This window comes from Demequina activiva (assembly GCF_016862815.1).
GTDB classification, from domain to species: Bacteria; Actinomycetota; Actinomycetes; order Actinomycetales; family Demequinaceae; genus Demequina; species Demequina activiva.
Genome location: NZ_BONR01000005.1, coordinates 78,204 through 104,185, shown reverse-complemented (window position 1 = coordinate 104,185; position 25,982 = coordinate 78,204). Strand labels below are relative to the sequence as shown.

The window sequence follows — 25,982 nt, the reverse complement described above, 5'->3', positions numbered from 1 at the left end:
TCACGCCTCGTTCTTGCCGTGGCACGCCTTGTACTTCTTGCCGGAGCCGCACGGGCACTGAGCGTTCTTAGCGGTGCCGGGGAACGTCGCGCCGTCGTCGGAGGCCTTCGTCGGCGTCTTCGGACCCGACTTCTTGACCTCACCCGTGCCGTCGTCCGACGGTCCTGAATAGCTCAGCGCCCCCATGGAGGACTGCATCATCGCGCCAGGAGTCGCCGAGCCACTGGCCACGACGCGACGCTGCTGCCCTGCCGCCGCTGAGGTCGACGGTGCGGCAGCCGCCGTCGCCGCCGCGCCCTGCTCGGTGAGGCCCTCGCCCTCGGCGGGCTTGACCCGCTTCTCGACGCGATACAGGACCTGGAGCGACTGCTCCTTGATCGCATCGGTCATGGCCTCGAAGAGCTGGTAGCCCTCGCGCTGGTACTCGGTGAGCGGGTCACGCTGGCCCATCGCGCGCAGGCCGATGCCCTCTTTGAGGTAGTCCATCTCGTACAGGTGCTCGCGCCACTTCGCGTCGAGCACCTGCATGACGATCTGACGCTCCACCGTTCGGGTGAGCTCCTCGCCCAGGCGCTCCTCCACGGCCTCGTACTGGACCTTCGCATCGGCCGTGAGCTCACGCGTGAGGAACGCGGTGGACAGCCGGTCGCGACCGCCCGCCTCCTCGATCAGCTCCTCGTTGGTCACCGACACCGGATAGATCGTGTGGAGATCCTTGCGCAGCGCGTCGAGGTCCCAGTCCTCCGGAGTGCCCACGAGGGTGCCGGCCTTGACGTAGGCGCCCACCACATCGTCGATGAAGGTCATGATCTGGTCGCGGAAGTCCTCGCCATCCAGCACGCGACGGCGCTCGGCGTAGATGACGGAGCGCTGCGAGCTCATGACATCGTCGTACTTGAGGATGTTCTTGCGGATCTCAGCGTTGCGTCCCTCGAGCTGGGCCTGCGCGCTGCGCACGCCGCGCGTCAGCACCTTGGACTCGATGGGCATGTCGTCGGGCAGCGCGCCGGAGTTCATCATGGTCGCGGCCAGGCCGGACTGGAACATGCGCATCAGGTCGTCCTCGAGCGACAGGTAGAACCGCGACTCGCCCGGGTCGCCCTGACGGCCTGAGCGTCCGCGCAGCTGGTTGTCGATGCGGCGCGACTCGTGGCGCTCGGTGCCCAGCACGTACAGGCCACCCGCGGCGAGGACCTCATCGTGCTCGGTCGCCACGTCCGCCTTGGCCTTCTCGAAGACCTCGTCCCAGACCTTCTCGTACTCCTCGGGCTGCTCATGAGGGTCGAGGCCGCGCGAGGTCATCTCCTGCACGGCGCGGAACTCGGGGTTGCCGCCCAGCATGATGTCGGTGCCTCGGCCAGCCATGTTGGTGGCGACGGTGACGGCCCCCTTGCGACCGGCCTCGGCGACCACGGAGGCCTCCTGCTCGTGCTGCTTGGCGTTGAGCACCGAGTGCTTGATGCCGTGCTTGCGCAGCTCCTTGCTGAGGCGCTCCGACTTCTCGACGGACACGGTTCCCACGAGCACCGGCTGGCCATTCTGGTTGCGCTCGACGATGTCCTCGATGACGGCGTTGAACTTGGCCTGCTCAGTCTTGTACAGCAGGTCCGCCTTGTCCTCGCGGATCATCGGCTTGTTCGTGGGGATGGGCACCACGCCCATGCCGTAGGTGGCGTTGAGCTCTGCCGCCTCGGTCTGGGCGGTGCCCGTCATGCCCGCGAGCTTGTCGTACTGACGGAAGTAGTTCTGGAGCGTGATCGAGGCGTAGGTCTGGTTCTCCGCCTTGATCGCGACGCCCTCCTTGGCCTCGATCGCCTGGTGGAGGCCCTCGGAGTAGCGACGGCCCTTGAGCAGGCGGCCCGTGTGCTCGTCGACGATGTCCACCTCGCCGTTCTGGACCACGTAGTCCCGATCGCGCTTGAAGAGCTCCTTGGCCTTCACGGCGTTGGTGAGGAAGCCGATCAGCGGGGTGTTGGCGGGGTCGTAGAGGTTCTCGATGCCGAGTGCCTTCTCCACCTTGTCGATGCCGGGCTCGAGCATGCCCACGGCACGCTTCTTCTCCTCGACCTCGTAGTCCTCGTCGATCACCATCTGGCGCGCCAGGCGAGCGAACTCCGAGTACCACTTGCCGTTGTCTGCCTGGGTGGGGCCGGAGATGATGAGCGGCGTGCGGGCCTCGTCGATGAGGATCGAGTCCACCTCATCGATGATCGCGAAGTGGTAGCCGCGGTGCACCAGCTGCTTGGGGTCCAGCGCCATGTTGTCGCGCAGGTGGTCGAATCCGAACTCGTTGTTGGTGCCGTAGGTGATGTCCGCGGCGTACTGTGCCTTGCGCTCGTCCGGGGTCATCCCGGACATGATGCAGCCGGTCTCCATGCCGAGGAAGCGGAACACGCGACCCATGAGGTCGGACTGGTAGCTCGCGAGGTAGTCGTTCACGGTCACGACGTGGACGCCGTTGCCGGTCAGGGCGTTGAGGTAGGCCGGCAGGGTGGCGACCAGCGTCTTGCCCTCACCGGTCTTCATCTCCGCGATGTCGCCCTGGTGCAGGGCGGCGCCGCCCATGACCTGGACGTCGAAGTGGCGCAGACCCAGGGTCCGGCTCGACGCCTCGCGCACGGCGGCGAAGGCCTCCGGCATCAGGGACTCGAGGGACTCGCCGTCCGCGTAGCGCTCCTTGAACTCGTCGGTGAGGGCGCGCAGCTCCTCATCGGTGAGCTCCTGGTACACGCTCTCCATGGCGTTGGTGAGGGTGACGACCTTCTCCAGCCGGCGGATGATGCGGCCCTCGCCCATGCGGACGACGCGATCGAGAACTGACACGTGCAACTCCTAGCGATTCGAATCCGTCCACCATCGTAGGCGGTCACGGCACCGTCGCCGGTTCGTCTCGCTGAGGGCGCAACAGCACCACCGCGCCCGCGAGCGCGAGACCTCCGAGGGCTCCCCACCAGCCCAGCCGCTCCGCGAACACGATCGCGCCCAGGACCGCGGCCACGAGCGGCTCCAGCAGGGTCACGACGGTGGCCACGAACGGCGGCACCGTGACCAGACCGGACAGATAGGCGACGTACGCGAGCGCCGTCGAGCCGATGCCCATGGCCAGCGCCACCGTCCAGGCCTCCACCCCAGCCGGGACGCCCCAGCCGAGCACGGCGGCCACTGGCAGCAGCATGACGCCTCCCGACAGGAAGGACAGCGCCGTGAGACGGACCGTCGTGAGTCCCGGCACCGGGCTGCGGTTCAGCACTGTCACCGCGGCGAAGGACGCGCCCGTGAGGAGCGACACGAGGACACCGGCGATCGCGCGGTCCGATGCTCCCAGCGACGATCCCAGGAGCGCGAGCAGGCCTGCGAGCGCCAGGGCCAGCGCGCCCAAGGAGCGCAGCGGTGGCCACGACCGCTCGCGCACGGCATCCCCGACCGCGACCCACACCGGGGCCGAGCCGATCGCCACGAGGGTCGCGAGGCCCACTCCCGCGAGCGAGATCCCGGTGAAGTACAGGACCTCGAACAGGCCCGTGAGTCCACCGGTGAGCAGGATGCGCGTGCGCGCGGGACGGTCGAGGCGTCCGATCCCTCCTCGCAGCAGCACCCAGCCGGTGAGCACCACCCCCGCGATGAGCATGCGCCACATCGCCACCGACGCGGGCGGGACCGCGCCGCCGTCGGACAGCACGGTGCCGAGCACGCCGCCGGTGCCCCACAGGGTCGCCGCGAGGACGACGAGCATGAAGTCACGGGTGCGCACTCCGTGAGACTACTGGCGCGGTACGGCACCGCCTCGGCGATGCCGCACCGCCAGGTCAGGCGCTCTCGCGGCCGGCGCTCTCGGTCTCGTCCTCAATGCGGATCACGCCGTAGGTCCAGCCGCGACGACGGTAGACGGCCGATGCGAGTCCTGAGTCCGCGTCGAGGAACAGGTAGAAGTCGTGGCCCACGAGCTCCATCTGGTCGATGGCCTCGGCGACGGTGATCGGCGAGGCCTTGTGCGTCTTGGAGCGGATGGTGATGGGGGTCCCGTCTACCGGAACCTCCACGGTGGCGTCGTGGGGCGCGCCCTCCCAGGACTCCACGCTCTCGACGCGCTCCTCCTCCGAGGACCCCGACCGCGCATCCGTGCCGTCGGCTGCGAGGTCCTGCGCGACCACCGCGTGCAGGGAAGGCTTGCTGTTGTGGCGCTTCGCGCGGCGCTCGTGCTGCCGGCGCAGCTGCTCGACGATGCGTGCGGACGCGCGTTCGAGGGCGACGTGACGATCGTCTGCGGCGGCCTCTGCGCGGATCACCCCGTGGTCGTGGAGCGTGATCTCGACCCTCTCGCGATCGGAGGCCAGGCGCGGATTGCGCTCATGCACCACGTTGATCTCTGCACGGGTGGCACGGGGAGCGAGCGACTCGACCTTCTCCATCCTCTCGAAGATCTTCTGGCGCATGTCCTCAGAGACCTTCGTGTGGCGTCCGACGATCGCGATGTCCATGGTGAAAACTCCTTCAGCAGCGGGGCGGCCAGGCGGCCATGGCAGGGGTGGTGGCGGCGCGTTCTGTGCGCCTGCGGCATCACCTCCAACTGTCTGGAAGGTGACGACAGTCGTCGTCTGCTCCTCACCCTAGACCCCGCGCCGGATCGGCGCGACCAGTGTCGACGAACGTTGCCGTGACCGCCCCGATCGCGCTCCCGCCGCGCCCCTCCAGCGCCCCCGCACACGCCGCGAGCGTGGCGCCGGTGGTGAGGACGTCGTCCACGAGCAGGACCGCGTGGGCCGGCGCGACGCGACAGGTCACCGACCTGCTCGCATCGCGCCAGCGACCGCGAGCCGAGCTGCCGCGGGACTCCCCCGCGCCGATGCGCAGCGCCCGCACCACCTGTGCCTGCAGGCCTGACTGCCTGAGCCCGGCTGCGGCGCCGCGAGCGAGGATCCACGGCAGGTCGACGCCCCGGCGCCGCGTGCTCGCTGCGCGCGCCGGCGCCGGCACCACGGCCACGGAGCGCACGCCTGCTGCGGCCAGCTCGGCGCCCACGACACGGCACGCGCGCGTCATCGACGTCGCCAGCCATCCGTCGAGGTCGCGCCGCGCCCCGTCCTTCCACGAGCCCACCACGCCCGCCACCGGACCGTCGTGCGCGGCGATCGACCACACCGGCAGGCCCGCCCGACCCTCGATGTCCAGGCGCGGCGCGCAGGTCTCCACCCGCACCGGCGGCTCGTGCCAGGCCGCGGCGCACGCCCCGCACAGCCGCACGTCCGGCTCCGAGCATCCGGGGCACGCCACGGGAACCACCACGCGCGCGAGGTCACGCACCGCCTGGGCGAGGGCGCGCCCCGCAGTCGCAGGTCTCATGACCCCAGGCTGGGCGCTCATGCGAGCCACCGCAGCGCGACGGTGCGCCGGCTGAGGACACGAGCGCGCATCGGCCGTCCTGGGGACGCGCTGGGCCCCTCAGCCCGAGTACGCGAGCTCGGCCACGCCTTGCGTGACCGGCGCCCAGGAGGACCCCGAGCGTTCCTCGACGGTGCCGTCCGCGGCGACCACCAGCACTGTCGACTCGCCCGAGCGCACCGCCATGTCGACGGCTTGCCTCACGGACAGAATCGTCGACGTGCCGCCCCCCACCTGGACCAGCCACAGCGGTGAGGGCGAGCCGTCGAGCGGCTCGCCCAGCACGCCCACCGTCGTGTCGTCGACCCACACCACGTCGACCCCTGCGCCCACGCCGGCGCCGGCGGAGATCGGCTCCCCCAGGCTCAGCGGAGCGCCGTCTGCGTCGCGCACGATCGCGGCCAGCTCGACAGCCGGCTGCCCACCCGAGCGGGAGATCACGGCCAGTCGCGCGTCGTCCCGCGACACCGACAGGCCAATGACAGAACGGGTCTGGAGCCACTCGCTGGCCAGCTCCACCGACGTGCCGTCCGGGGCCACCGCGACCAGCCCTCCGGCGCCCGTCCGCTCCGCGGTCCACAGGTAGCCGTGGCGGTCGTAGGAGGGCGACACGAGCGCATCGCCCGTACGCACCGTCTGCGCCTCGAGCAGGCCCGTGGGCTCACCGAGGCCGCTCGTCGCCTCGACCAGCACCGTTCCCGCGGCACCGAGCGACGGCGTGGTCACGAGCGCGCTGCCACCCCTCACGAACGCCACCGTGCCGCCGTCGTACGCCATCGCCACGCCGTAGGACCCCTCGCCGAGCCCGCCGGAGGCCAGCGGGCCCACGAACAGGTCCTCGCCGTCCCACATCCCCAGCTGATCGTTCACGATCGCGGCAGCCGTCTCTTCGGGCACCGGGGCCGTGGCGAGCGCGATGGAGCCGTCGCCCGCGATGGGCAGCCCGCCGATGCGCACGTCCACGTCCGTCACGGACGGCAGCCCCGTCAGGGTCTGGCGCATCTGCTCCTCGGCCAGGGCCCGCTCGTCCGCCGTGCCGGCCGACTGCACCGTGAGGTCCACGGTCGCGACGCCGCCGCTGACCACCACCGACTCGACCGCGAGCGCGGCGGTCGCCGGGAAGCCGGTGAGCACCGCGTCAGCGAGCCAGGTGGACGGCCCCTCGATGAGCTCGCGGGCCGCGGACGTCGCCACGTTGTTGTCCGGGAGCCACCGCAGCTCCGGCACGATCGTGGTGCGGTCCGCCGTGGCGAACACCAGATCCACGGGGCGGAAGAACCGGTCGAAGTTCGCCTGCGTCAGCAGCACGCCGTCCTCGAGTCGCGAGATGCGCCACTGATCGTCGTCGTCCAGCGCCACGGTGAACTCCAGGCGCGCGACCTCGTCGCCCGCAGCGTCGACGCGGCGCCCCGACTCGTCGACGGCCGATGCGAGGGGAACCTCGTAGGTCACGGTCCGGCTCGGCTCGTCCCAGTCGGGCGTCACGGTTCCCGAGTCGTAGACGAGGGTCTGGACGGTGGGGTCCCACTGGGCCGCGGCCTCCTCCGTGAGGAACTCGCGCGCGACCGAGAAGTCCGTCGCGACCCCGCCCGCGGATGCGGTGAGGAAGCCGCGGACGATCGCCTCGGGGTCGTCGCCGGGGTTGGGCCCCTCCTGGATGGGCACCAGCGGCTCGACGGGCGACACGTCCGCGTCGCCCTCGTTGACCGGACCGGAGTCCGGGATCGAGGCGCACGCCGCCAACGCAAGGACGGCGGCGCACATGATCGCGAGCCCTCGCAGCCTCATGGCGCCACCTCGGCATCCTGCTCGCGCCCGCTGCGCGGAAGCGTCGGCACCGCGAGCGCGACCTGCGGTCCGACATCGGCGAACTCGCGCTCCCGCAGCACCAGCTTGAGCGGCGAGTTCTTGCCGAGTCCCTCCGACGTTCGCGGCAGCAGCAGCCGGAAGCTCGCGCCCTGGCCGGGGGAGCCCCACGCCTCGAGCGTGCCGTCGTGAAGCATGGCGTCCTCACGGGCGATCGACAGGCCCAGGCCCGTGCCGCCCATGGTGCGCGCCCGCGCGGAGTCCGCTCGCCAGAAGCGGTCGAAGACCCGTTCCATCTGGTGAGGGGTCAGGCCGAGTCCGTAGTCGCGCACCACCACGGCCACGCCGCGCCGGTTCGCGGCGACCGCGATGTCGACGGGCCGGTCCTGGCAGTGCTCGATGGCGTTGGACAGGAGGTTGCGCACGATGCGCCCCACCCGCGGCCTGTCGATCGACGCGGTGTGGGCGCCGGGCCCGATGTGCAGCCGCAGCTCGACGCCCATGTCCTGAGCGATAGGAGCGACCGCCTCGACCTCGTCGCGCACCACATCGGCGAGGTCCACCTCCTCGAACTCGAGCTGCGCGGCGCCCGCATCGATGCGGGAGATCTCCAGCAGATCGCTCAGCAGCGCCTCGAAGCGGTCGAGCTGCGTGCTCAGCAGCTCCGCGGAGCGAGACACGTGAGGGGGAAAGTCTGCGCGCGCATCGTGGAGCACGTCCGACGCCATGCGGATCGTGGTCAGCGGCGTCCGCAGCTCGTGCGAGACGTCGGAGACGAACCTGCGCTGCAGGCGCGACAGGTCCTCCATGCGCGTGATCTGCCGCTGGAGCGACTCCGCCATCTCGTTGAAGGTCTGCGCCAGGGTGGCCATCTCGTCGTGGCCGCGCACCGTCATCCGCTCGCTCAGGCGGCCCTCCGCCAACCGCGATGCGACCCGCGCCGCCTGCCGCACCGGGCGGACCGCCTGCAGGGTGACGAACCAGGTCATCGCCACCACCAGCGCCACCAGCACCACCGCGCCGATCGCCAGCACCTGCTGGATCAGCGACAGCGTGGCGGCCTCGTTCGCGAGCGAATACACGAAGTACAGCTCGAAGGGCCCCGCGACCGGGATCTCGAGCGGGCTGCCCACCACTACGCCCGGGTCGTCGGTCCCCGGCAGGCTCACGAACTGCCACGGCTGCGTGACGCCCTCCTCGACGGCCTCGCGCATCGCGGCGGACACCACGAAGCGCAGGTCCGTGGTCGACTCACCGATGGTGAGCGGCACGGCCGAGGTGTTGTCGGGGCTGCGCAGCATCACCAGCCCACGGCTCTGCCCGCCCAGCGCACGCAGCTCGAGCTGCAGGTCGTAGACGAACTGCTGCAGATCCGCCGGGTTCGCCGCCGTCGACGTGTCCGCGCGCTCCTGCGCGGTCGCGGCGTCGCGGGCGCTCTCCGCCAGGACGGTCTCCACGCGGTCGTCGACCAGCCCGTCGCGGATGTCAGTGGTGACGTACGCGCCCAGCAGCACCACGGTCCCGATGCCCACCACGAGCGTGGAGACCACCACGCGCAGCGACATCGATCGGGTCCATCGCCGCACCGCAGTGCGCAGCGGCGCCACCACGGCGGCGCCCACGGACCGCGCCGTCATCCTCACGGCTCGTGCGAGCCCGCCTTGTAGCCCACGCCGCGCACCGTCTGGATGATCTCGGGGTTCTCCGGGTCGCGCTCGACCTTGGCGCGCAAGCGCTGGATGTGGACGTTGACCAGGCGGGTGTCCGCCGCGTGGCGGTAGCCCCAGACGTCCTCGAGCAGCACCTCGCGCGTGAACACCTGGCCGGGCGCCCTGGCCAGGGTGACGAGCACGTCGAACTCCAGCGGCGTGAGCGGGATCACCTCGCCTCCGCGCGTCACCCGGTGACCTGTCACATCGATCTCCAGGTCTCCGATGCGCACGACGGCCGGCACGGCGTTGTCGTTGCGGCGCAGCCGAGCACGCACGCGAGCGATGAGCTCGCGCGGCTTGAAGGGCTTGGGGATGTAGTCGTCGGCACCGGACTCGAGGCCCAGCACCACGTCGACGGTGTCGGACTTCGCGGTCAGCATGATGATCGGCACGCCGGACTCGGCGCGGATCTCGCGGCAGATGTCGATGCCGCTCTTGCCTGGCAGCATGAGGTCGAGCAGGATCACGTCGGGAGCCTGCTCGCGAAACGCCGCCAGGGCGTGGTCGCCGTGGTCGCAGAAGACCGGCTCGAAGCCGTCGCCGCGCAGGACGATTCCGGTCATCTCCGCGACAGCAGGATCATCGTCGACCACCAGGATGCGTGCCGTCATGGAGCCATCTTGCCACGGGCCCGCTCCCGCACGGCGCGCACCGCCGCTGCGGTCCGAGCAGTCATGGCAGGATGGGCCGAGTCGACCAGGAGGTGCAGTGAGCGACAGCACGTCACGCGGGGCCGCAGACGCCCCGCCGCAGCCGGACGCGGGCTGGACGCCGCCCTCCGCGCACGACTCGCCCACCGCGCAGGGCTGGAGCGCACCGGCCACGCCGCCACCGCCCGGTCCGGGCGGACAGGGGACGCCCGCGTCGCACCCGCATGCGCCTCCCGCGCCAGCGCCCACCTACCGTTCGTGGCAGCCAGGCATCATCCCGCTGCGCCCGCTCACGTTCGGCGACTTCCTCGCCGTGCCGTTCAAGGCGATGCGCTTCAATCGCGCGGTGGTCCTGGGAGGGCCGCTGCTGTTCGCGCTCGTCGCGGGCCTGATCTCCGTGACCGCCACATGGCTGCTCTTCACCGACCCCCAGCTGGGTCTGCTGGACTCCACCCCCTCGGTGTCCGGCATCAACGGCCAGACCGTCGCGATGCTCGTGCTCGCGCTGGTCGCCACGCTCCTCGCGGACGTGCTCTCGAGCTCGATCGTCGCGCCAGGCGTCGCGAGGGCGGTGCTGGGCGAGCGCATCGGCCTGGGGACGGCATGGACGCAGATGCGGCGCAGGCTGGGCTCGCTCCTCGTGCTCTACATCGCGAGCACCGTGGTGTACGTGGCGCTGATCGTCGTCGTCGCCCTGCCGCTGCTGCTGGGGCTCGCCGCCGGGGACTCGACCGGCGCGACCATCGTGCTCACGGTGCTGCTCGCCTTCGTGCTGCTGCTGCCGGCGGGGCTGGTCGTGACCATCCTTCAGGGCATCGCCCGCGCCATGGTGGTGCTCGAGGGGCTGGGCGCCATCGCCGCGATCAAGCGCACGGTGCGGCTGCTCAAGGGCAGGTTCTGGTGGACCGTGCTGATCGTGTTCGTGACCGCGCTGCTCATCAACGTGGTGGTGGGGGTGCTCCAGCAGGCAGGCCAGATCGCCTCGCTCGCGGCGCTGTTCGTGGCCCCCGACAACATGGCGGTGCTGGCGGTCACCTACTTCGTGGCGTACGGCATCACGTTCCTGGTCTCCTCCGTGCTGCTGTACTCGTACATGGGATCCGTGTTCGCGCTGCTGTACACGGACATGAGGATGCGCCACGAGGGCTTCGACCTCGACCTCGCGCGAGCGGCGGAGGCCCGCGCGGCCGCGGCGGCCGGGCGCTGAGCCGATGCTCCTGGACGTCCCGGTCGACCCCGATGCCGACACGGCCCGCGAGTGGGCGGTCGACGAGCTCGCCAAGCCTGAGTACCGCGAGGGCTCGGGCTTCTCGCTCGACGCCCTGTGGGACTGGCTGGGCGACCTGTTCGACCGCATCGGTGACGCGGGCGGCTCGCTCGGCATCCCCGGCGCGCTAGTCGTGGGACTCATCGTGGCGGCCGCGCTCGCGCTCATCACCTGGCTGGTCCTGGGGCCGCTGCGGCGGTCGCGCCAGGGCGCCAGCGCGGGCGCCGTGTTCGACGACGACTCCCGCCCGTGGCGACAGATCCGGGACAGCGCACGCGACGCGCAGTCCCGCGGCGACTGGGATCTCGCCGTCGTGGAGTGGTTCCGCGCGGCGGTGCGGCTCGAGCTCGAGCGCGGCGCGATCCTCGACTCTCCCGGCGTCACGGCTCACGAGGCGGCGCTGCGCGTGGGCGACGCGGTGCCGCGCGCCCGCGCGGAGATCTCCATGGACGCCGATGCGTTCGACCGCGCCCGCTACGGCGCCGGTGGCCTGAGCGAGGCGCAGGCGCGCCACGCGGAGGCGACCTTCACCGCGGTCGAGTCGTACCGGCGCACCGAGGCGGCACCGTCGTGAGCACCACGGAGCTCCACCACGCGACCCAGGGGCCAGGGGTGGTCGCGAGCGCACGCCGACGCCCGCTGGCCATCGTCGCCGCGGTGCTGTTCGTGGCTCTCATCGCGACGCTGGTGTGGACGTCGCGGCCCGAGGACTACGTGACGCTGTCGACCGGCAACGCGTCCGAGGACGGCACGCGGGCGATCGCGCAGATCCTCAGGGCGCAGGGCGTCGACGTGCGCCAGAGCGACACCCTCGCAGGGGCGCGCGTCACCAGCCCGGCCACCTCCACGCTGGTGATCGCGGACTCCACGTTCCTCGCGGACTATCAGCGGGACTCGATCGCCGAGTATCCGGGTGACCTCGTGCTGGTCCGCCCCTCGCAGGAGCTGCTCGACGACCTGGACACGGGGCTCAGGGTGACCTGGTCGCTCGACCAGGAGATCGTTCCCGCGCAGTGCTCTGATCCCGATGCGCAGGCCGCGGGCGAGGTCCAGCAGCTCGAGGAGGCCGTCATCGCGGGCGCCCGCTCGACGGCCGAGACCTGCTTCGAGAACGGCGACGGCGAGGCCGCCTACGCGGTCATCGACCAGGGCGAGCGACGCATCGCCGTCCTGGCGTCGTGGCCCACGATCACCAACGAGCACCTCGACGAGCGCGGCCACGCCGCCCTGGGACTGCGGATGCTCGGACGCCACCCGACCGTGATCTGGTACGTGGGCGACCCATTCGATCCGAGCACTCTCACGTGGAGCGGCTCCGGCGACGACGGCGCGGCGCCACCCTCGGAGCTCGTGGCGAACCCCGACTTCCTGCCGCCCGCGTTCGGCCCGGTGATGTTCATGCTGGGCATGACGGTCGCGGTGGCGGCGCTGTGGCGGGCGCGACGCTTCGGGCGCCTGGTGCGAGAGCCCCTGCCCGTCGAGGTGCGCGCCTCCGAGGCCACCCGCGGGCGCGCCCGCCTCTACCGCCGCGCACAGGCGAGCGGACGCGCGGCGGCAGCGATGCGCGCCCGCGCCGCGATGCGCATGGGACGGCGCCTGGGGGTGCCGCGCTCAGCGGGCTCCGAGGCTCTCGTGAGCGCTGTCGCCCGCGCGGCCCAGAGGGACCCGCGCGACGTTCACCGCATCCTGTACGGCGACGCCCCTGCGGGCGACGCCGCGTTCATGTCCGTCATCGACGAGCTCGACACCCTGGAAAGCGAGGTTCACCGACCGTGACCGAGACCCCTGAGAACCCTGTCACCGCGCCTGACGAGGCCGAGACGCCCCCCGAGGACGCATCGGCCGGCGCCGTGGCACCCACCGTCGCTCAGGCCGAGGGCGAGGAGCCGAGCGCACCCTCGGACGACGCGGCCGATGCGCGCGCCTCGCTCAGCGCACTGCGCGCCGAGGTGGGCAAGGCCGTGGTGGGCCAGGACCAGATCGTCACCGGCCTCGTGATCGCGCTCCTGTGCCGCGGGCACGTGCTGCTCGAGGGCGTGCCTGGCGTCGCGAAGACGCTGCTGGTGCGCACGCTGTCGCACACCGTGAGCCTGGACTTCAGCCGCGTGCAGTTCACGCCTGACCTCATGCCAGGCGACGTCACCGGCTCGCTCGTCTACGACGCCCGCAGCGCCGCGTTCTCGTTCCGCGAGGGGCCGGTCTTCACCAACCTCCTCCTCGCGGACGAGATCAACCGCACGCCCCCCAAGACGCAGTCGGCCCTGCTGGAGGCGATGGAGGAGCGTCAGGTGACCGTCGACGGCGAGGCCAAGGCGCTTCCCGAGCCGTTCATGGTCATCGCCACCCAGAACCCCGTCGAGTACGAGGGCACCTATCCCCTGCCGGAGGCGCAGGTGGACCGCTTCCTGATGAAGCTGCCCGTCCCGCTCCCTGCGCGTGACGCGGAGACCGACGTGCTGCTGCGTCACGCGGCGGGATTCGACGCGCGCAACCTCGACGCCGCCGGGGTGTCCGCAGTCGCGTCGCTCGCGGACCTCGACGCGGGCCGGGAGGCCGTCGCACGCGTCGCGGTCTCCCGCGAGGTCGCGCAGTACGTGGTCGATCTGTGCCGCGCGACCCGCGAGGCGCCGTCGGTGGCCCTCGGAGCGTCTCCGCGAGGCGCCACCGCGCTGCTGAGCACCGCGCGCGCGTGGGCGTGGATGCGTGGAGGCACGTTCGTCACCCCCGACGACGTCAAGGCGCTCGCCGAGTGGACGCTGGGGCACCGCATCCAGATGCGCGCGGAGGCCGAGCTCGAGGGCGTCACCAGCGCCGCCGTGCTGCAGTCCGTGCTGGCCTCCGTGCCCGTGCCGCGCTGAGCCATGTACATCACCGGCTGGACCGTCGCCCTGGTCGCCGTGGGGACCATCCCCGCGGCCTGGGCGCAGGATCGCACCTTCGCCTGGCTGTGGCTGCTCGGCGCTCTCGCTCTCGCCGGACTCGACGCGCTGCTCGCCCCGCGCCCGCGCGTGCTGGGCGTGCGCCGCACCGTTCCCGGATCGGTGCGTCTGACCGAGCGCACCGCGACCACGCTCGACGTCGTCAACACCGGCGGTCGGCGCGTGCGCGCGACCGTGCGCGACGCATGGCAGCCGTCCGCAGGGGCGAGCGCGAACCGGCATCGAGTCGCGCTGCGGGCAGGCGACTCCGTCCGGCTGTCGACCCCCATGCTCCCCACTCGCCGCGGCGACCGCGACGCGGACCTGGTCACCATCCGCACCACCGGTCCGTTCAGGCTCGCCGGTCGCCAGCGCTCCCTCGAGGCTCCCGCGACGCTGCGGGTGCTGCCCGAGTTCGCGTCACGCAAGCACCTGCCCTCACGGCTGGCGCGGCTGCGGGAGATCGACGGTCAGACCGCGGTGCAGCTCAAGGGCGCGGGCTCCGAGTTCGACTCGCTGCGCGAGTACGTCATCGGGGACGACGTCCGGTCCATCGACTGGCGCGCGTCCGCCCGTCGCGCGGACGTCATGGTCAAGACGTACCGCCCGGAACGCGACCGTCGGGTCATGATCGTGCTCGACACGTCACGGCTGTCCGCGGCCCGCGTGGGCGACGCTCCGCGCCTGGATGCGTCGATCGAGGGGACCCTCCTGCTGACCGCCCTCGCCACCAAGGCAGGCGACCGCGTCCAGGTGAGCGCGTTCGATCGCGTGGAGCGCGCCCGCGCTCTCGGCACCGGAGGGCCCGCCGTGATGCCGGCGCTCGCGAACGCGCTCGCCACCGCGGAGCCCGCACTCGTCGAGCCCGACTGGCCCGCGATCGCACGCCTCGTGCAGAGCCGGCTGTCGCAGCGCGCGCTCGTGGTGCTGCTGACGACGCTGGATCCGTCCGCGGTCGACGGCGGGCTTCTCGACACCGTCGCCGCGATCAGCGCCAAGCACGCCGTCGTGGTCGCGTCCGTCGACGACCCCGAGCTCGCGGCGCTCGAGGCCGGGCGGGACGATGCGCACGACTACTACGCGGCAGCGGCCGCCGCGCGCACGGCCGTCGAGAGCGACGCGATCGCTGCTCGGGTCCGCGAGCTCGGCGCCGAGGTGCTGACCGCGCTTCCGGACGACCTCGCGCCCGCCCTGGCGGACCGCTACCTCGCGCTCAAGGCGTCCGGGCGCCTGTAGCCGGACCGCGCATCGGCCGGGCGGGGCGTGACCACGAGGCGACGCGCGCCTCAGCCCGCGAGCGCCGCCTGGTCCGTGGCGAAGTCGCCATCGGTGTCGCCCGTCACCTGCGCGGCCACCGCGTAGCGCCCCACCACGAACACGTAGATCCAGAACGCGACGAACGCGAGAGCGCCGATCGCGATCTTGACGGGCCACAGCAGGTCTGATCCGGTGATGAAGCCCTCGATGAGCCCGGACAGGAACAGCACTCCCACCAGGCCGATGCCGACGCTCACGGCGATGCGGCCCTCCTCAGCGAGAGCACGTCCGCGCGGTCGGCTCCCCGGCACGAGCATGGTCCAGAACAGGCGCAGTCCTGCTCCCGCCGCCACGAACACCGCGCTGAGCTCCAGCAGGCCGTGCGGGATGATCAGCTGGAAGAAGATGTCGAGCAGGCCCGCCTCCGCCATGATCGCCGCCGCGACGCCCAGCTGGATCACGGTGTTGTACAGGAGGATCAAGGGGTACACGCCGGTGACGCCCAGAGCGATGCACTGGAGGGCGATCAGACCGTTGTTGGTCCACACCGATGCCGCGAAGCTCGACGAGTCGTACTCGTAGTAGTAGTTCGCGAACTCGCCATTGGCGATCGCGGCGCGGGTCTCGGCGTCGCCCACCAGCGCCAGCGCCTCGGGATGCGTGACGGTCCACCACGCGGACAGCGCACCGCCCGCGACGACCGCGATCAGCACGGCGACGCCCCACCAGCGCACGCGGTAGAAGGCGGCGGCCAGTCCCAGCGTCAGGTACTGCCGCACGCCCCTGGTCGAGACCTCGTGGGCGCCGGTGAGCCACACGCGGGCGTTCGCCAGCGTGATCGACAGGCGGGTGACGAGTCCCGGCTCGGGCGCCGCGGAGCGCAGCGCGGAGAGGTCGCCGGAGGTCGCCTGGTACAGCCGCGTGAGCTCGTCAGCCTCCTGGCCGGTGAGGCTGCGCCGGCGCGACAGGTCCTCGAGCCTGCGCCAGCGGTCCTCGCGCGAGCGCGAGAAGGCGTCGATGTCCACGCCGCTACGATGCCATAGAACGGCGAGCGAGAGGCGCAGGCATGGATCCCATGGACGACGAGATCCTCACGGGAGAGGGCGTCGCGCTCAGCACGGGTGCCGCCGCCGTGACCAACCGGATGCTCTCCGGGGTCATCGATCTGCTGGTCTACGGCGTGCCCACGCTGATGCTGACGCTGTGGATGGCGGGCGCGACGCTGCTCGCCAACGCCGCGATCCAGCGAGCGGTCATGATCGGCACGGTCGCGATCATGCTGATCGTGGTCCCCGCAGTGGTGGAGACCTTCACCCGCGGGCGCTCCGTGGGGCGGCTCGCGTGCGGGCTGCGGGTGGTGCGGGACGACGGCGGTCCCATCTCCTTCCGCCACGCGTTCGCGCGATCGCTCACCGGACTGGTCGAGGTGTTCCTGACCCTGGGCGTGCTCGCGATCACGGTGTCCGTGCTGAGCGCCCGCGCCAAGCGGCTGGGCGACATGCTCGCCGGCACGTACGCGATGCGGGTGCGTGGCAGCACCCGTGCGCTGCCGCCGGTGCAGATGCCGCCGCACCTGGCGGCGTGGGCGCGCAACGCTGACATCGCTCGCCTGCCGGACGGCTTCGCGCTGACCTGCCGCATGTTCCTCGCACGCGCTGCCACCCTGCACCCCGGGTCCCGCGCGCGCCTGGCGACCGAGCTGAGCGGGCGCATGAGCGACTACGTGTCCCCGCCGCCGCCGGCGCACACGCATCCCGAGGACCTCGTGGCGGCCGTGCTCGCCGAGCGCGGACGGCGCGAGCACGGCATCGAGGAGCGGCGCCGTGCGAGGGCCGATGCGGAGGCCACCCGCCTCGACGTCCTCCCGTACGGCGTGCCCGACGTGGTCAACTGATCGACGCCGCGCGGCGCCCGACGGCGGGGGTCAGTAGCGGTAGTGGTCCGGCTTGAACGGGCCGTGCTGCGGAAGGCCCAGGTAGTCGGCCTGGTCCTCGGTGAGCTCCGTGAGACGGACTCCCAGGGCGTCGAGGTGCGAGCGCGCGACCTTCTCGTCGAGCACCTTGGGCAGGCGATGCACGCCCAACGGGTACGCCTCCAGGTTCACCCACAGCTCGATCTGAGCGAGCACCTGGTTGGCGAAGGACGTGCTCATCACGAAGCTCGGGTGGCCCGTCGCATTGCCGAGGTTCAGGAGGCGGCCCTCGGACAGGATGATGACGCTGTGGCCGTCGGCGAACGTCCACTCGTCCACCTGGGGCTTGATGGGCTGATGCTTCGCGCCGGAGCGCGCCAGGCCCGCCATGTCGATCTCGTTGTCGAAGTGCCCCACGTTGCCCACGATCGCCTTGTCCTTCATGGCGGCCATGTGCTCGACCCTGATGATGTCCTTGTTGCCGGTGGTCGTGATGAAGAAGTCCGCGCGGTCCACGACGTCCTCGATGCGAGCCACCTCGTAGCCGTCCATCGCCGCCTGCAGCGCGCAGATGGGGTCCACCTCGGAGACGATCACGCGCGCGCCCTGGCCTCGCAGCGCCTCTGCAGCGCCCTTGCCCACGTCCCCGTAGCCCGCGACGAACGCGACCTTGCCGCCCATGAGGACGTCCGTGGCGCGGTTGATGCCGTCGGGCAGCGAGTGACGGATGCCGTAGCGGTTGTCGAACTTGGACTTGGTGACGGAGTCGTTGACGTTGATCGCGGGGAACAGCAGCTCGCCTCGCGCGTGCATCTGGTCCAGCCGATGCACGCCCGTGGTGGTCTCCTCGCTCACCCCCACGATGCCGGCGGCCATCCGTGTGAACCGGGTGGGGTCCTGCTCCAGCGAGGCGCGCAGGACGTGGCGCATGCCCTCGACCTCGATGTTGTAGGCCGGGTCCTCCTCCTCGAGCGGCGGCGGCACGTGACCGGCCTTCTCCGCCTTCACGCCCTCGTGGACCAGCAGCGTGGCGTCGCCGCCGTCGTCGAGGATGATGGTGGGTCCGTCGTGCCCGTCCCACGTGAGGATCCTGTCCGTGTACTGCCAGTACTCGCGGATGGTCTCGCCCTTGACGGCGAACACCGGGACGCCGCTCGGCGCGGAGAACGTGCCGGGACCCACCACGACGGCGGCAGCGGCATCGTCCTGCGTCGAGAAGATGTTGCACGAGGCCCAGCGCACCTGCGCGCCCAGGGCCGTCAGCGTCTCGATGAGCACCGCAGTCTGGGTGGTCATGTGCAGCGAGCCGGCGATGCGCGCTCCGGCGAGCGGCTGAGAGTCGCCGAACTCCTCGCGCAGCGCCATGAGCCCCGGCATCTCCTGCTCGGCCAGACGGATCTGGTGGCGGCCGGACTCGGCCAGCGCAAGGTCCGCGATGATGTGCTCGACCGTGGTCACTCGTGATTCTCCTTGGGGGTGTCGTGGGCAGCCGCGACCGCGTGGCGCAGGTCCGGCTCGATGAAGATCAGGCGCGCCGCCGGCACGGCGTCGCGAACGCGACGTTCCGCGTCATCCACGTGCTCAGCGATCTGCTCGATGGTGGCGCCCGCCGCGAGGCCCACCTTAGCGGCGATCATGACGTCGTCCGGACCCAGGTGCATCGTGCGCAGGTGGATGATGTCGCCCAGGTGCGAGGCGTCGAAGGCGGCGCGGATCGCGGCGATGTCCTCGGGAGTCGCGGACTCCCCCAGCAGCATGGACTTGGTCTCCCGCGCCAGGATGATCGAGATGACGAGCAGCAGCAGCCCGATCATCGCGGTGCCGAGGGCGTCCCAGACGCCGTCGTCGGTGATCAGCGTCATGGAGACTCCGAACAGCGCGAAGACGAGCCCCACCAGGGCTCCGAGGTCCTCGAGCAGGATCACCGGCAGCTCGGGCGAACGCGACCTGCGGATGAAGCGCGCCCATCCGAGCGTGCCCCGCACCTTGTTGGACTCGATGACAGCGGTGCGCAGGCTCAGGCTCTCCAGGCCGATCGCGACCACGAGCACCACGACCGGCACCCACTTCCACGACTCGATGGGCTCGGGGTGCTGGAACTTGTGCCACGCCTCCCAGAGGGCGAACACGCCGCCGAGGAGGAAGAGCACCACGGCGACCAGGAAGGCGTAGTAGTAGCGGTTGCGGGCGTACCCGAAGGGGTGCTCCGGCGTGGCCTCCTTGCGAGCCTGACGGCCGCCCACGAGCAGCAGCACCTGGTTGCCGGAGTCCGCCACCGAGTGGATCGCCTCCGCCAGCATCGAGGAGGACCCGGTGAGCGCCCACGCGGCGAACTTGGTGGCGCCGATGCCGAGGTTGGCGCTCAGCGCCGCGACGATCGCCTTGGTGCCGCCCTCGGCGGACATCTCAGGCCTGCCGAATCACGCCGAGGACCGCGTCGCGCACCTGCTCCATCTGGTCTGCGTCTGCCGCCTCGACGTTGAGTCGCAGCAGCGGCTCCGTGTTCGACGGACGGACGTTGAACCACCAGCGCGGCTCGCTCGACCAGTGCGAGAACGTGAGCCCGTCCATGTCATCCACCTCGACGCCGTCGCCCTCGAAGGTCGCACGCACGCGCGCGATGGCGGCCGGGACGTCCTCGACCGTCGAGTTGATCTCGCCGGAGGCGGCGTACGGGCTGTACGACTCGAGCAGCTCGGACAGGGTTCCCGGCTGCTCCCCCAGCGCCGCGAGCACGTGCAGGGCCGCGAGCATGCCCGAGTCCGCGAAGTAGAAGTCGCGGAAGTAGAAGTGCGCCGAGTGCTCTCCACCGAACACCGCGTCCAGACGCGCCATCTCGGCCTTGATGTAGCTGTGCCCCACACGGGAGCGCACCGGAACCGCGCCTGCCGCAGCGAGCTGCTCGGGCACCGCTCGCGAGGAGATCAGGTTGTGGATCACGGTGGGCGTGCGCCCCTCAGCGATCTCGCGGGCGGACTCGCGCAGCCCCACCAGGGCCGTGATGGCGGACGCGGGCACCACCTCGCCTCGCTCGTCGACGGCGAAGCAGCGATCGGCGTCTCCGTCGAAGGCCAGCCCGATGTCTGCGCCGTGCTCGCGAACCGCGGCCTGCAGGTCCACGAGGTTCGCGGGATCGAGCGGATTGGCCTCGTGATTGGGGAACGAGCCGTCCAGCTCGAAGTACAGCGGGATGATCGTCAGGGGCAGCTCGGGCAGTCCGGCGTCGGTGCCGAGCACCGCGGGCACCGTGTGGCCCGCCATCGCGTTCGCGGCGTCCACGACCACCGTGAGGGGACGCACCTCGCTCAGATCCACAAGCGAACGCAGGTAGGCCCCGTACTCCGCGAGCATGTCCCGCCGGACCAGCGTGCCCCGCTCCGCTGCGACGGGGATGCCGTCCGCGAGCAGCTCCGCGGCGGTCTCCCGCACGTCGCCCAGGCCGGTGTTCTCCCCCACGGCGCGGGCCAGCCTGCGGCACATCTTCATGCCGTTGTAGGCGGCCGGATTGTGGGAGGCGGTGACCATGACGCCCGGTCGTTCGAGGGCGCCCGAGGCGTGATAGAGACCGTCCGTGGAGCACATGCCGATGTCGATGACGTCCACGCCGCGGTCGCGCAGGCCGTCGGCCACCGCCGCCACGAGCGACGGACCGGAGTCGCGCATGTCGCGCCCGATCACGACCTCGGTCTCGCCGTCGGGAATCACCACGCGGTCCGCGAACGCCGCGCCGATGGCGCGCGCGACGTCGACCGTGAGGGTGTCGCCCACGATTCCGCGGACGTCGTAGGACTTGATGAGGCCACTGAGGTCAGGTCGTGTCGTCACGCGCTCAGGTTAGCGTCAGGCGTCTCCTGAGACGACCCTCAGATGTCCGCGGCGCGGCTCGGATGCCAGCGGCGGCGGGGGCACGGCGGCCACACGCGGTCGTCCCGCTTCGCGAACGGCACGTGCGAGCGCGTCGAGATCGTCCGGAGACGGGCCCGAGTCGACGAACTCCTGGTGGATGTGGACCACGTCCCAGCCGCGCGGCGCGGAGAAGCGCTCGGCGTGCAGGGCGCACAGGTCGTAGCTGTGGGGCTCGGCCTGGGCGGCGAGCTGACCGACCACCACGGTCGAGTCCGCGTAGACGTAGGTGAGCGTCGCCGCAGCGGGGCGGTCACAGATGGTGCGAGAGCACTGACGCGTCGACTTCACGCCTCCGGACGCTACCCTCGCGGACGGGTCGTACCCGAGTGCCACGCCGATGCGCGGGTAGCGTGGGCGGCATGAGACGCAGGGACCGGCACGAGCGCGGGCTGCGCCGACCCCTCCTTCCGTACGACGCTCCCGCCTACCGGACCCGAGCCGAGGTCTTCGACGACGAGGTGCGCGACGCCGCCGAGCGTCTGGAGCCGCGCTGGGGACGGGCGTGGGGCCGCATCGACTTCGCGTCGGAGGATGTGCCGCCCTCGGACCCGACTCCCTGGGAGGACGGGGTGCCGCTGGGACGCGTGTTCCCGTCCGAGCTGGGGCAGCCCACCCGCGTGGTGCTGTACCGGCGACCCATCGAGCTGCGCGTCGAGGACGGGCACGTGCGATCGCTGGTGCGCGACGTGCTGGCCGAGCAGGTGGCGGCGGTGGTGGGGCGTGCTCCCGAGGACGTGGATCCGGACTACGGCACGAGCGGGTAGCTGCCGACGGTCACCGTGACGTCCCGTCCGTCGAGCTCGGTCACCACCGGCTCCACGGTGGTGATGAAGCCCGCGTCGGCGTCCGTCACGAGCAGCGCCCACGCGGCAGCGTGGGAGCTCGTGATGACCGTCCCGGGCTCCCAGGAGCCCGGCAGCGACGCCAGCACACCAGCGCCGAGGTCCACGGACACCGTCTCGCCGTCGATCTCAGCCGTGAAGGTGCCGCCAGCGGGAGAGGTCGCGACCAGCGTCACGTCCGCGTCGGGCACCACCAGGGCGCGGCTGCGCGTCTCGCTCACGTCCTGGCCGCCCGTCCACGCATGATCGAACGCCAGCGAGCCATCGTCGAGGGGTGCGTCGCGCGCCACCAGCACACGAGCCCCGGCGACCACGGGCGCGGTGGCCTCGATCTGGATCGCCGCGAGTGCGGCCACAGGCACCTGGATCTCGGTCACGACACCGGGCTCGAGGACCACCGCCTCGTCGCCCAGCCACGGCTGCGGGCCGTCCTCCGTCACGAGCGCGAGCGTGACCTCCGCGCCGTCGGGGGCCATCAGCGACACGGAGGCCGGCGCATCATCGGTCGACGCGCCGGCGACGGGGATCGCGAGCGACGTGGCCGGCTCCACCGGGGACACCCAGTCCGTCCCGGCCGCCGTGAAGCCGTCGAGCCGCGAGTCCTGCAGCGCAGCGCTCACACCGACGCCTTCCGCACGGATGTGCACCGCGGTGGCCGTCACCTCGGGAGCGATCGACTCGAGCAGGAGCGTGCCCTGGCTGTCGGGGCCCAGCAGCACCGAGGCGTCCTGCTCCGCGAGTCCGCCCGGTCCGTAGATCTGCACCCGCGCACGGACGGCCGATGCGGTGGGGTTGGTGAGCACGAGTCGTGCGCTGGCGCCGAGTGCCGTGGAGCCGCCCACCAGCCACTGGTCCTGAGCCGGCGGGGTGCAGCCTACGCCGGCGAGCCCGGCGATGTCGCCCGTGCCCACGCGCTCCACGCTCACCGCCTGCGGCGCATCCACGGCGACGCCTGCGCCCACGGGGCGTCCAGTCGGAGTGACGTCGTAGGTCACGTCCGCTGAACCCGAGTCGAGCACCTCGTCCCCTGATGAGATCGCTCCGACGGGAATCTCGAGAGGGCCCGGGCACGCCAGCGGCTGCCGGACGGGAGCGATGGGCACCACCGCGGTCGCACCGCCCTCGCCTCCGGGCTCTGGCGCCGCGAGCGTCGCTGCGCCGAGCACGCAGGCCAGAGCCACCGCGGTGGCGACCATGCGGATCATCAGGAGTCCTCCTCACGGGCGCGGCGCGACGGCACCGGGATCGCCGCGACGAGCGACCACGCGACCGTCACGACGCCTGCCCAGAACCACACGCGATAGGTGCGGTCGTCGTACTGGACGTGCACGTGCCCAGCCTCGGGCACAGAGAACACCTGCCGCCCCAGCTCGTCGCCGGTGCCGGCGAGCGGCGCCCCGTCGAGTGTGGCGGTCCAGGCATCGTCCGCGGCCTCCGCGATCACGAGCGTTCCGGCGGCCGGGGCCTGCCAGTCGGCCGCGGTCCTGCCCATCGGGACGGAGACCGGGACAGTGTCCGGACCCACGAACGTGGCACGGCTGACCCGTGCGTCACCCTCCGCGGCGCCCACTCGCCATGACGTTCCACGATCCGCCGCTCCCATGAGCCGCAGGTCGGGGCTCTGCGCGAGCACGTCCGCGATGCCGTCCGCGCCCGGCGCGGCCACGAGGACTCCGATTCCCCACTGGGCGAGCGCGTCGATGCCCTCGTCGCGTCCCGCGACGAGGGCGGCGACCGCGTCGCTGAGCGAGGCGGGTCCTGGCAACGGCGGCGAGTCCGGTCCGCGCACCGCCGCCTGTCCCGAGTCCAGCAGCGTGCCCGCCGTGGACACGGCATCGGCGCCGTCGGTGCCCAGCACGGCAAAGACCACTCCGTCCGGGTCCGAGTCGAGCACCAGCACGCGTTGACGTTGATCCGTGCCCTGCTCGAGGGCAGCGACCAAGGGCAGCACATCCGCGTCCGCCGGTGAGACGTCGCCGAGCGCTGCGCGTCCGGGCCACACCTGCGCCGCGGCAGATCCCACCGCCGCGCCCGCGACGACGATGATCGCCACGACGGCGGTCGCGCGTCGCATGCCGCCGGGGCGATCGGCGGCATGCGGCCGCCACGCGGCCGCGGCGACCACGATCGACCCGAGCGCCGCGATGCTCATCGCGGAGCCGTACCACCCCGATGGGGCCGGGGAGTCGGCACCGGCGTCGGGTGAGAGGGTGAGTCCCTGGACGGCGGTCGCGGCGAGCACCGCCACCGCGACGGAGCCGAGCGCGCCTGCGCTCAGCCACCGCCGGCGACCCACGAGCGCTCCGGCGACCGCGGCCGCGAGCATGAGGACAGGCAGGGCACGCAGCGCCCAGACGAACGGCGCGGGCACGCTCCCCGTCTCGCCGATCCCTCCCAGCAGCAGATCTGCAGCCGAGAGCGCCTCGGCCTGGCCGGACGGCCCAGGCTCGCGCGCGAGGATCGCCCAGGCCTGGCCAGAGGCGAGACCCGTGCCCAGCGCTGCCGCGAGCGAGGCTCCGGACACGGCGAGCGGGGGCAGCGCGGCCCCCCACACCCGCCACCGCGCCCGACCCGCTGCCGTGCCAGCGATGGCGACCACGACGAGCACGAGCACCAGCAGCACTGGAGAGGCCATGACGACGATGGCCAGGGCGGCCGCGGCGCCCATCGCGGCGCTGCGCGAGGCGCGCACGGCAGGCGGGTGCTGGGCGCCGTCGCTGAGCGACTCCGGCCGATGCCAGCCGCCCGCTCGAACGAGTCCCAGCACGGCGAGAGGGGCCACGACGTGGACGATCACCGCGCCCACGCGACCGGCGGCGGCGGACTCGAGGGCGATGGGCCACAGCGCGTAGGCCGCAGCGGCGAGTCCTCGCGCCCAGAGCGACCTCGTGAACGCGCCGGTCGCCGCCCACGCCGTGAGCCCGGCGAGCAGCGGCGCGAGCAGCAGGAAGGCTCCCAGCCACACGGCGAGCCCTCCCGGCGCCGCAGCGAAGGGAAGCAGGAGCGTCGCAAGTCCGCCGTCGATGGCCGGGGCACCGAACGCCTGGTCGCTCCAGCCCGTGAGCGCTCGATCCCACAGGACGCCCAGGCTCGTGTCGGTGACCCCCAGGATCGACCCGGTGAGCATCTGACCTCGCACCAGGCCGGGCAGCCACGAGGGGTGGAGCGACACGCTGAGGGAGACGAGCGCGAGCGCGAGGGTGGCGAGCGCGAGGCGACGCCGCGTGGCCAGGCCTGCCAGCTCGGCGCGCACGGCATCGCTCGGGGCCTGGCGAGCCGCGATGCGGCTGCGCGCACCCCACTCGAGCGCACGGACATGCCGGGCCACCTGCCGGGGGCCGGCGAGCAGGCGGAGCTCGGCGGCCGTCGACCGCCCTGCGCGCCGAGCACGGGCGCGGGCCGACGGGAGGCGAAGGAGCAGACCCAGCAGCCGCCACGGCACCAGCAGGTCCGCGATCAGCAGGCGCGGCTCGTTCTGAGCGATGCGGAGCACCGCTCGCGCGAGGCTGGCGAGGATCGCCCAGAGGACGAGGAACGGCGGCGCCCACCACGGGGCGTAGACGCACGCGTGGAACCATTCGGCCGCGCGCCGCGTCCCGTACGTCGCACGGCGTCCCCCGCCAGCGCCGTCACGGCGGCCGTAGAGCCTCTCCTGGCTGTGGCGAATCCGGGCGTGGGGAACGGCGACCACATCGAACCCTGCGCGCCACGCGCGGCGGCAGTAGTCGAGACTCGCCGTCCACCCCTCGGGGTCCGCCTGGGGCGCTCCGAGGACATCCCACAGCTCACGACGCACCAGCGCGCCGCCGAGGGACACCGCGAGCACGTCGTCGCGCTCGGCGTACTGGCCCTGATCGACGTCGTCGCGCTCGACCAGTCCGATGCGACGGGCACCGACCCTGGTGGTCGTGGTGCCGAGCCCCACCAGACGGTCGGGGGCGTCCCACTGCACCTGCGCCGCTCCCACGACTCCGGCGAGCTGGCGCTTGCGCGCGGTGGCCGTGAGCGCGGCGAGCGAGCCCGGCATCGGCGCCATGTCGTCGTGGAGAAGCCAGATCAGCTCGGAGCCGTCGCCCTCGTGCTGGTCGAGGATCTGCTGGACGGCCGCTCCGTAGTCAGGGGCGTCCACGCGCTGAACCTCCACGCGCGGGTCCCAGCCGGCTGCGGGCGGATCGAGATCAGCGACGAGCGCGAGATGCACCGCATCGGGCGCGGGGTCCTGGGACAGGACGGCGTCGAGGGCGGCCGCGAGGTGAGGAGAGCGGCCGTCCGTGACCATCACCGCGCGCACGATGATGCGCGCGGGACTCATGCCGTCCCCACGCAGGCCAGC

Annotated in this window: 21 protein-coding genes; 7 read left to right on the top strand and 14 right to left on the bottom strand. The window is 72.0% G+C overall.

Features of this window, described 5'->3' with window-relative positions; all coding sequences use genetic code 11:
• The 7 genes from secA to mtrA all read right to left on the bottom strand — a co-directional run bounded on the left by secA (position 1) and on the right by mtrA (position 9,508).
• Positions 1–2,796 (bottom strand): preprotein translocase subunit SecA, encoded by a 2,796-nt coding sequence (gene secA / locus Dac01nite_RS10850; RefSeq protein WP_239066631.1) that lies wholly within the window; start codon positions 2,794–2,796, stop codon positions 1–3.
• A gap of 70 nt (positions 2,797–2,866) precedes the next feature.
• Positions 2,867–3,751 (bottom strand): DMT family transporter, encoded by an 885-nt coding sequence (locus Dac01nite_RS10845; RefSeq protein WP_203656854.1) that lies wholly within the window; start codon positions 3,749–3,751, stop codon positions 2,867–2,869.
• A 55-nt stretch (positions 3,752–3,806) separates the two neighbouring features.
• Positions 3,807–4,478: a ribosome hibernation-promoting factor, HPF/YfiA family gene (gene hpf, locus Dac01nite_RS10840; protein WP_203656852.1), complete on the bottom strand. Its 672-nt coding sequence runs from the start codon at positions 4,476–4,478 to the stop codon at positions 3,807–3,809.
• A 124-nt stretch (positions 4,479–4,602) separates the two neighbouring features.
• Positions 4,603–5,340, bottom strand: a complete 738-nt coding sequence (locus Dac01nite_RS10835; RefSeq protein WP_203656851.1) for a ComF family protein — start codon at positions 5,338–5,340, stop codon at positions 4,603–4,605.
• Positions 5,341–5,439: 99 nt separating this feature from the next.
• The gene (locus Dac01nite_RS10830) at positions 5,440–7,167 is read right to left on the bottom strand and encodes an LpqB family beta-propeller domain-containing protein (protein WP_203656850.1); all 1,728 of its coding nucleotides are present in this window, start codon (positions 7,165–7,167) and stop codon (positions 5,440–5,442) included.
• Positions 7,164–8,822: an MtrAB system histidine kinase MtrB gene (gene mtrB / locus Dac01nite_RS10825; protein WP_203656849.1), complete on the bottom strand. Its 1,659-nt coding sequence runs from the start codon at positions 8,820–8,822 to the stop codon at positions 7,164–7,166. The genes Dac01nite_RS10830 and mtrB overlap by 4 nt, the downstream gene beginning before the upstream one ends.
• Positions 8,823–8,824: 2 nt before the next feature.
• Positions 8,825–9,508, bottom strand: coding sequence for an MtrAB system response regulator MtrA (gene mtrA, locus Dac01nite_RS10820; RefSeq protein ID WP_203656847.1), 684 nt, complete (start codon positions 9,506–9,508; stop codon positions 8,825–8,827).
• A gap of 97 nt (positions 9,509–9,605) precedes the next feature.
• Between mtrA and Dac01nite_RS10815 the strand changes: the two genes are divergently transcribed.
• Genes Dac01nite_RS10815 through Dac01nite_RS10795 form a run of 5 tightly spaced genes read left to right on the top strand, consistent with a single transcriptional unit; the run spans position 9,606 to position 14,968 of the window.
• Positions 9,606–10,754: a DUF7847 domain-containing protein gene (locus Dac01nite_RS10815; protein ID WP_203656845.1), complete on the top strand. Its 1,149-nt coding sequence runs from the start codon at positions 9,606–9,608 to the stop codon at positions 10,752–10,754.
• A gap of 4 nt (positions 10,755–10,758) precedes the next feature.
• Positions 10,759–11,388 (top strand): DUF4129 domain-containing protein, encoded by a 630-nt coding sequence (locus Dac01nite_RS10810; protein WP_203656843.1) that lies wholly within the window; start codon positions 10,759–10,761, stop codon positions 11,386–11,388.
• Entirely contained in the window at positions 11,385–12,590 is a 1,206-nt protein-coding gene (locus Dac01nite_RS10805; RefSeq protein ID WP_203656841.1) for a DUF4350 domain-containing protein, read from the top strand. The genes Dac01nite_RS10810 and Dac01nite_RS10805 overlap by 4 nt, the downstream gene beginning before the upstream one ends.
• Positions 12,587–13,672 (top strand): AAA family ATPase, encoded by a 1,086-nt coding sequence (locus Dac01nite_RS10800; RefSeq protein ID WP_373307249.1) that lies wholly within the window; start codon positions 12,587–12,589, stop codon positions 13,670–13,672. The genes Dac01nite_RS10805 and Dac01nite_RS10800 overlap by 4 nt, the downstream gene beginning before the upstream one ends.
• Positions 13,673–13,675: 3 nt before the next feature.
• Complete coding sequence (locus tag Dac01nite_RS10795) at positions 13,676–14,968, top strand: DUF58 domain-containing protein (protein ID WP_203656839.1); 1,293 nt, start codon at positions 13,676–13,678, stop codon at positions 14,966–14,968.
• A 50-nt stretch (positions 14,969–15,018) separates the two neighbouring features.
• Here the strand turns inward: Dac01nite_RS10795 and Dac01nite_RS10790 are convergent, their stop codons facing one another.
• Positions 15,019–16,014, bottom strand: a complete 996-nt coding sequence (locus Dac01nite_RS10790) for a stage II sporulation protein M (protein ID WP_203656837.1) — start codon at positions 16,012–16,014, stop codon at positions 15,019–15,021.
• Positions 16,015–16,055: 41 nt separating this feature from the next.
• Between Dac01nite_RS10790 and Dac01nite_RS10785 the strand changes: the two genes are divergently transcribed.
• On the top strand, positions 16,056–16,883 hold the full coding sequence (locus tag Dac01nite_RS10785) for an RDD family protein (RefSeq protein WP_239066622.1): 828 nt from the start codon (positions 16,056–16,058) through the stop codon (positions 16,881–16,883).
• Between the two features lie 30 nt (positions 16,884–16,913).
• Here the strand turns inward: Dac01nite_RS10785 and ahcY are convergent, their stop codons facing one another.
• From ahcY to Dac01nite_RS10765, 4 genes are read right to left on the bottom strand one after another with little or no spacing between them, the layout of a single operon-like run.
• Positions 16,914–18,359 carry an adenosylhomocysteinase gene (ahcY, locus tag Dac01nite_RS10780; RefSeq protein ID WP_203656835.1) on the bottom strand — a complete coding sequence of 482 codons (1,446 nt, stop codon included), beginning with the start codon at positions 18,357–18,359 and terminating at the stop codon, positions 16,914–16,916.
• Positions 18,356–19,306: a cation diffusion facilitator family transporter gene (locus Dac01nite_RS10775; protein ID WP_203656833.1), complete on the bottom strand. Its 951-nt coding sequence runs from the start codon at positions 19,304–19,306 to the stop codon at positions 18,356–18,358. The genes ahcY and Dac01nite_RS10775 overlap by 4 nt, the downstream gene beginning before the upstream one ends.
• Before the next feature lies 1 nt (position 19,307).
• Complete coding sequence (locus tag Dac01nite_RS10770) at positions 19,308–20,726, bottom strand: phosphomannomutase/phosphoglucomutase (RefSeq protein ID WP_203656831.1); 1,419 nt, start codon at positions 20,724–20,726, stop codon at positions 19,308–19,310.
• A 15-nt stretch (positions 20,727–20,741) separates the two neighbouring features.
• Complete coding sequence (locus Dac01nite_RS10765) at positions 20,742–21,095, bottom strand: DUF3499 domain-containing protein (protein WP_203656829.1); 354 nt, start codon at positions 21,093–21,095, stop codon at positions 20,742–20,744.
• Positions 21,096–21,166: 71 nt separating this feature from the next.
• On the opposite strand from Dac01nite_RS10765, the gene Dac01nite_RS10760 reads away from it, so the two are divergent.
• Positions 21,167–21,571 carry a metallopeptidase family protein gene (locus Dac01nite_RS10760; RefSeq protein ID WP_203656827.1) on the top strand — a complete coding sequence of 135 codons (405 nt, stop codon included), beginning with the start codon at positions 21,167–21,169 and terminating at the stop codon, positions 21,569–21,571.
• Here the strand turns inward: Dac01nite_RS10760 and Dac01nite_RS10755 are convergent.
• Positions 21,553–22,854 carry a DUF5719 family protein gene (locus tag Dac01nite_RS10755; RefSeq protein WP_203656825.1) on the bottom strand — a complete coding sequence of 434 codons (1,302 nt, stop codon included), beginning with the start codon at positions 22,852–22,854 and terminating at the stop codon, positions 21,553–21,555. The genes Dac01nite_RS10760 and Dac01nite_RS10755 overlap by 19 nt on opposite strands.
• The gene (locus Dac01nite_RS10750; RefSeq protein ID WP_203656823.1) at positions 22,854–25,961 is read right to left on the bottom strand and encodes a glycosyltransferase; all 3,108 of its coding nucleotides are present in this window, start codon (positions 25,959–25,961) and stop codon (positions 22,854–22,856) included. The genes Dac01nite_RS10755 and Dac01nite_RS10750 overlap by 1 nt, the downstream gene beginning before the upstream one ends.
• Between the last annotated feature and the right edge of the window lie 21 nt (positions 25,962–25,982).

Coding starts and splice junctions, on each gene's coding strand:
- mtrA (WP_203656847.1), bottom strand. CDS start 9,508: ATGACGGCACGCATCCTGGTGGTCGACGATGATCCTGCTGTCGCGGAG.
- Dac01nite_RS10760 (WP_203656827.1), top strand. CDS start 21,167: ATGAGACGCAGGGACCGGCACGAGCGCGGGCTGCGCCGACCCCTCCTT.
- Dac01nite_RS10835 (WP_203656851.1), bottom strand. CDS start 5,340: ATGAGACCTGCGACTGCGGGGCGCGCCCTCGCCCAGGCGGTGCGTGAC.
- Dac01nite_RS10775 (WP_203656833.1), bottom strand. CDS start 19,306: ATGTCCGCCGAGGGCGGCACCAAGGCGATCGTCGCGGCGCTGAGCGCC.
- Dac01nite_RS10750 (WP_203656823.1), bottom strand. CDS start 25,961: ATGAGTCCCGCGCGCATCATCGTGCGCGCGGTGATGGTCACGGACGGC.
- Dac01nite_RS10795 (WP_203656839.1), top strand. CDS start 13,676: ATGTACATCACCGGCTGGACCGTCGCCCTGGTCGCCGTGGGGACCATC.
- mtrB (WP_203656849.1), bottom strand. CDS start 8,822: ATGACGGCGCGGTCCGTGGGCGCCGCCGTGGTGGCGCCGCTGCGCACT.
- secA (WP_239066631.1), bottom strand. CDS start 2,796: ATGGGCGAGGGCCGCATCATCCGCCGGCTGGAGAAGGTCGTCACCCTC.
- Dac01nite_RS10830 (WP_203656850.1), bottom strand. CDS start 7,167: ATGAGGCTGCGAGGGCTCGCGATCATGTGCGCCGCCGTCCTTGCGTTG.
- Dac01nite_RS10785 (WP_239066622.1), top strand. CDS start 16,056: ATGGATCCCATGGACGACGAGATCCTCACGGGAGAGGGCGTCGCGCTC.
- Dac01nite_RS10755 (WP_203656825.1), bottom strand. CDS start 22,854: ATGATCCGCATGGTCGCCACCGCGGTGGCTCTGGCCTGCGTGCTCGGC.
- Dac01nite_RS10810 (WP_203656843.1), top strand. CDS start 10,759: ATGCTCCTGGACGTCCCGGTCGACCCCGATGCCGACACGGCCCGCGAG.
- hpf (WP_203656852.1), bottom strand. CDS start 4,478: ATGGACATCGCGATCGTCGGACGCCACACGAAGGTCTCTGAGGACATG.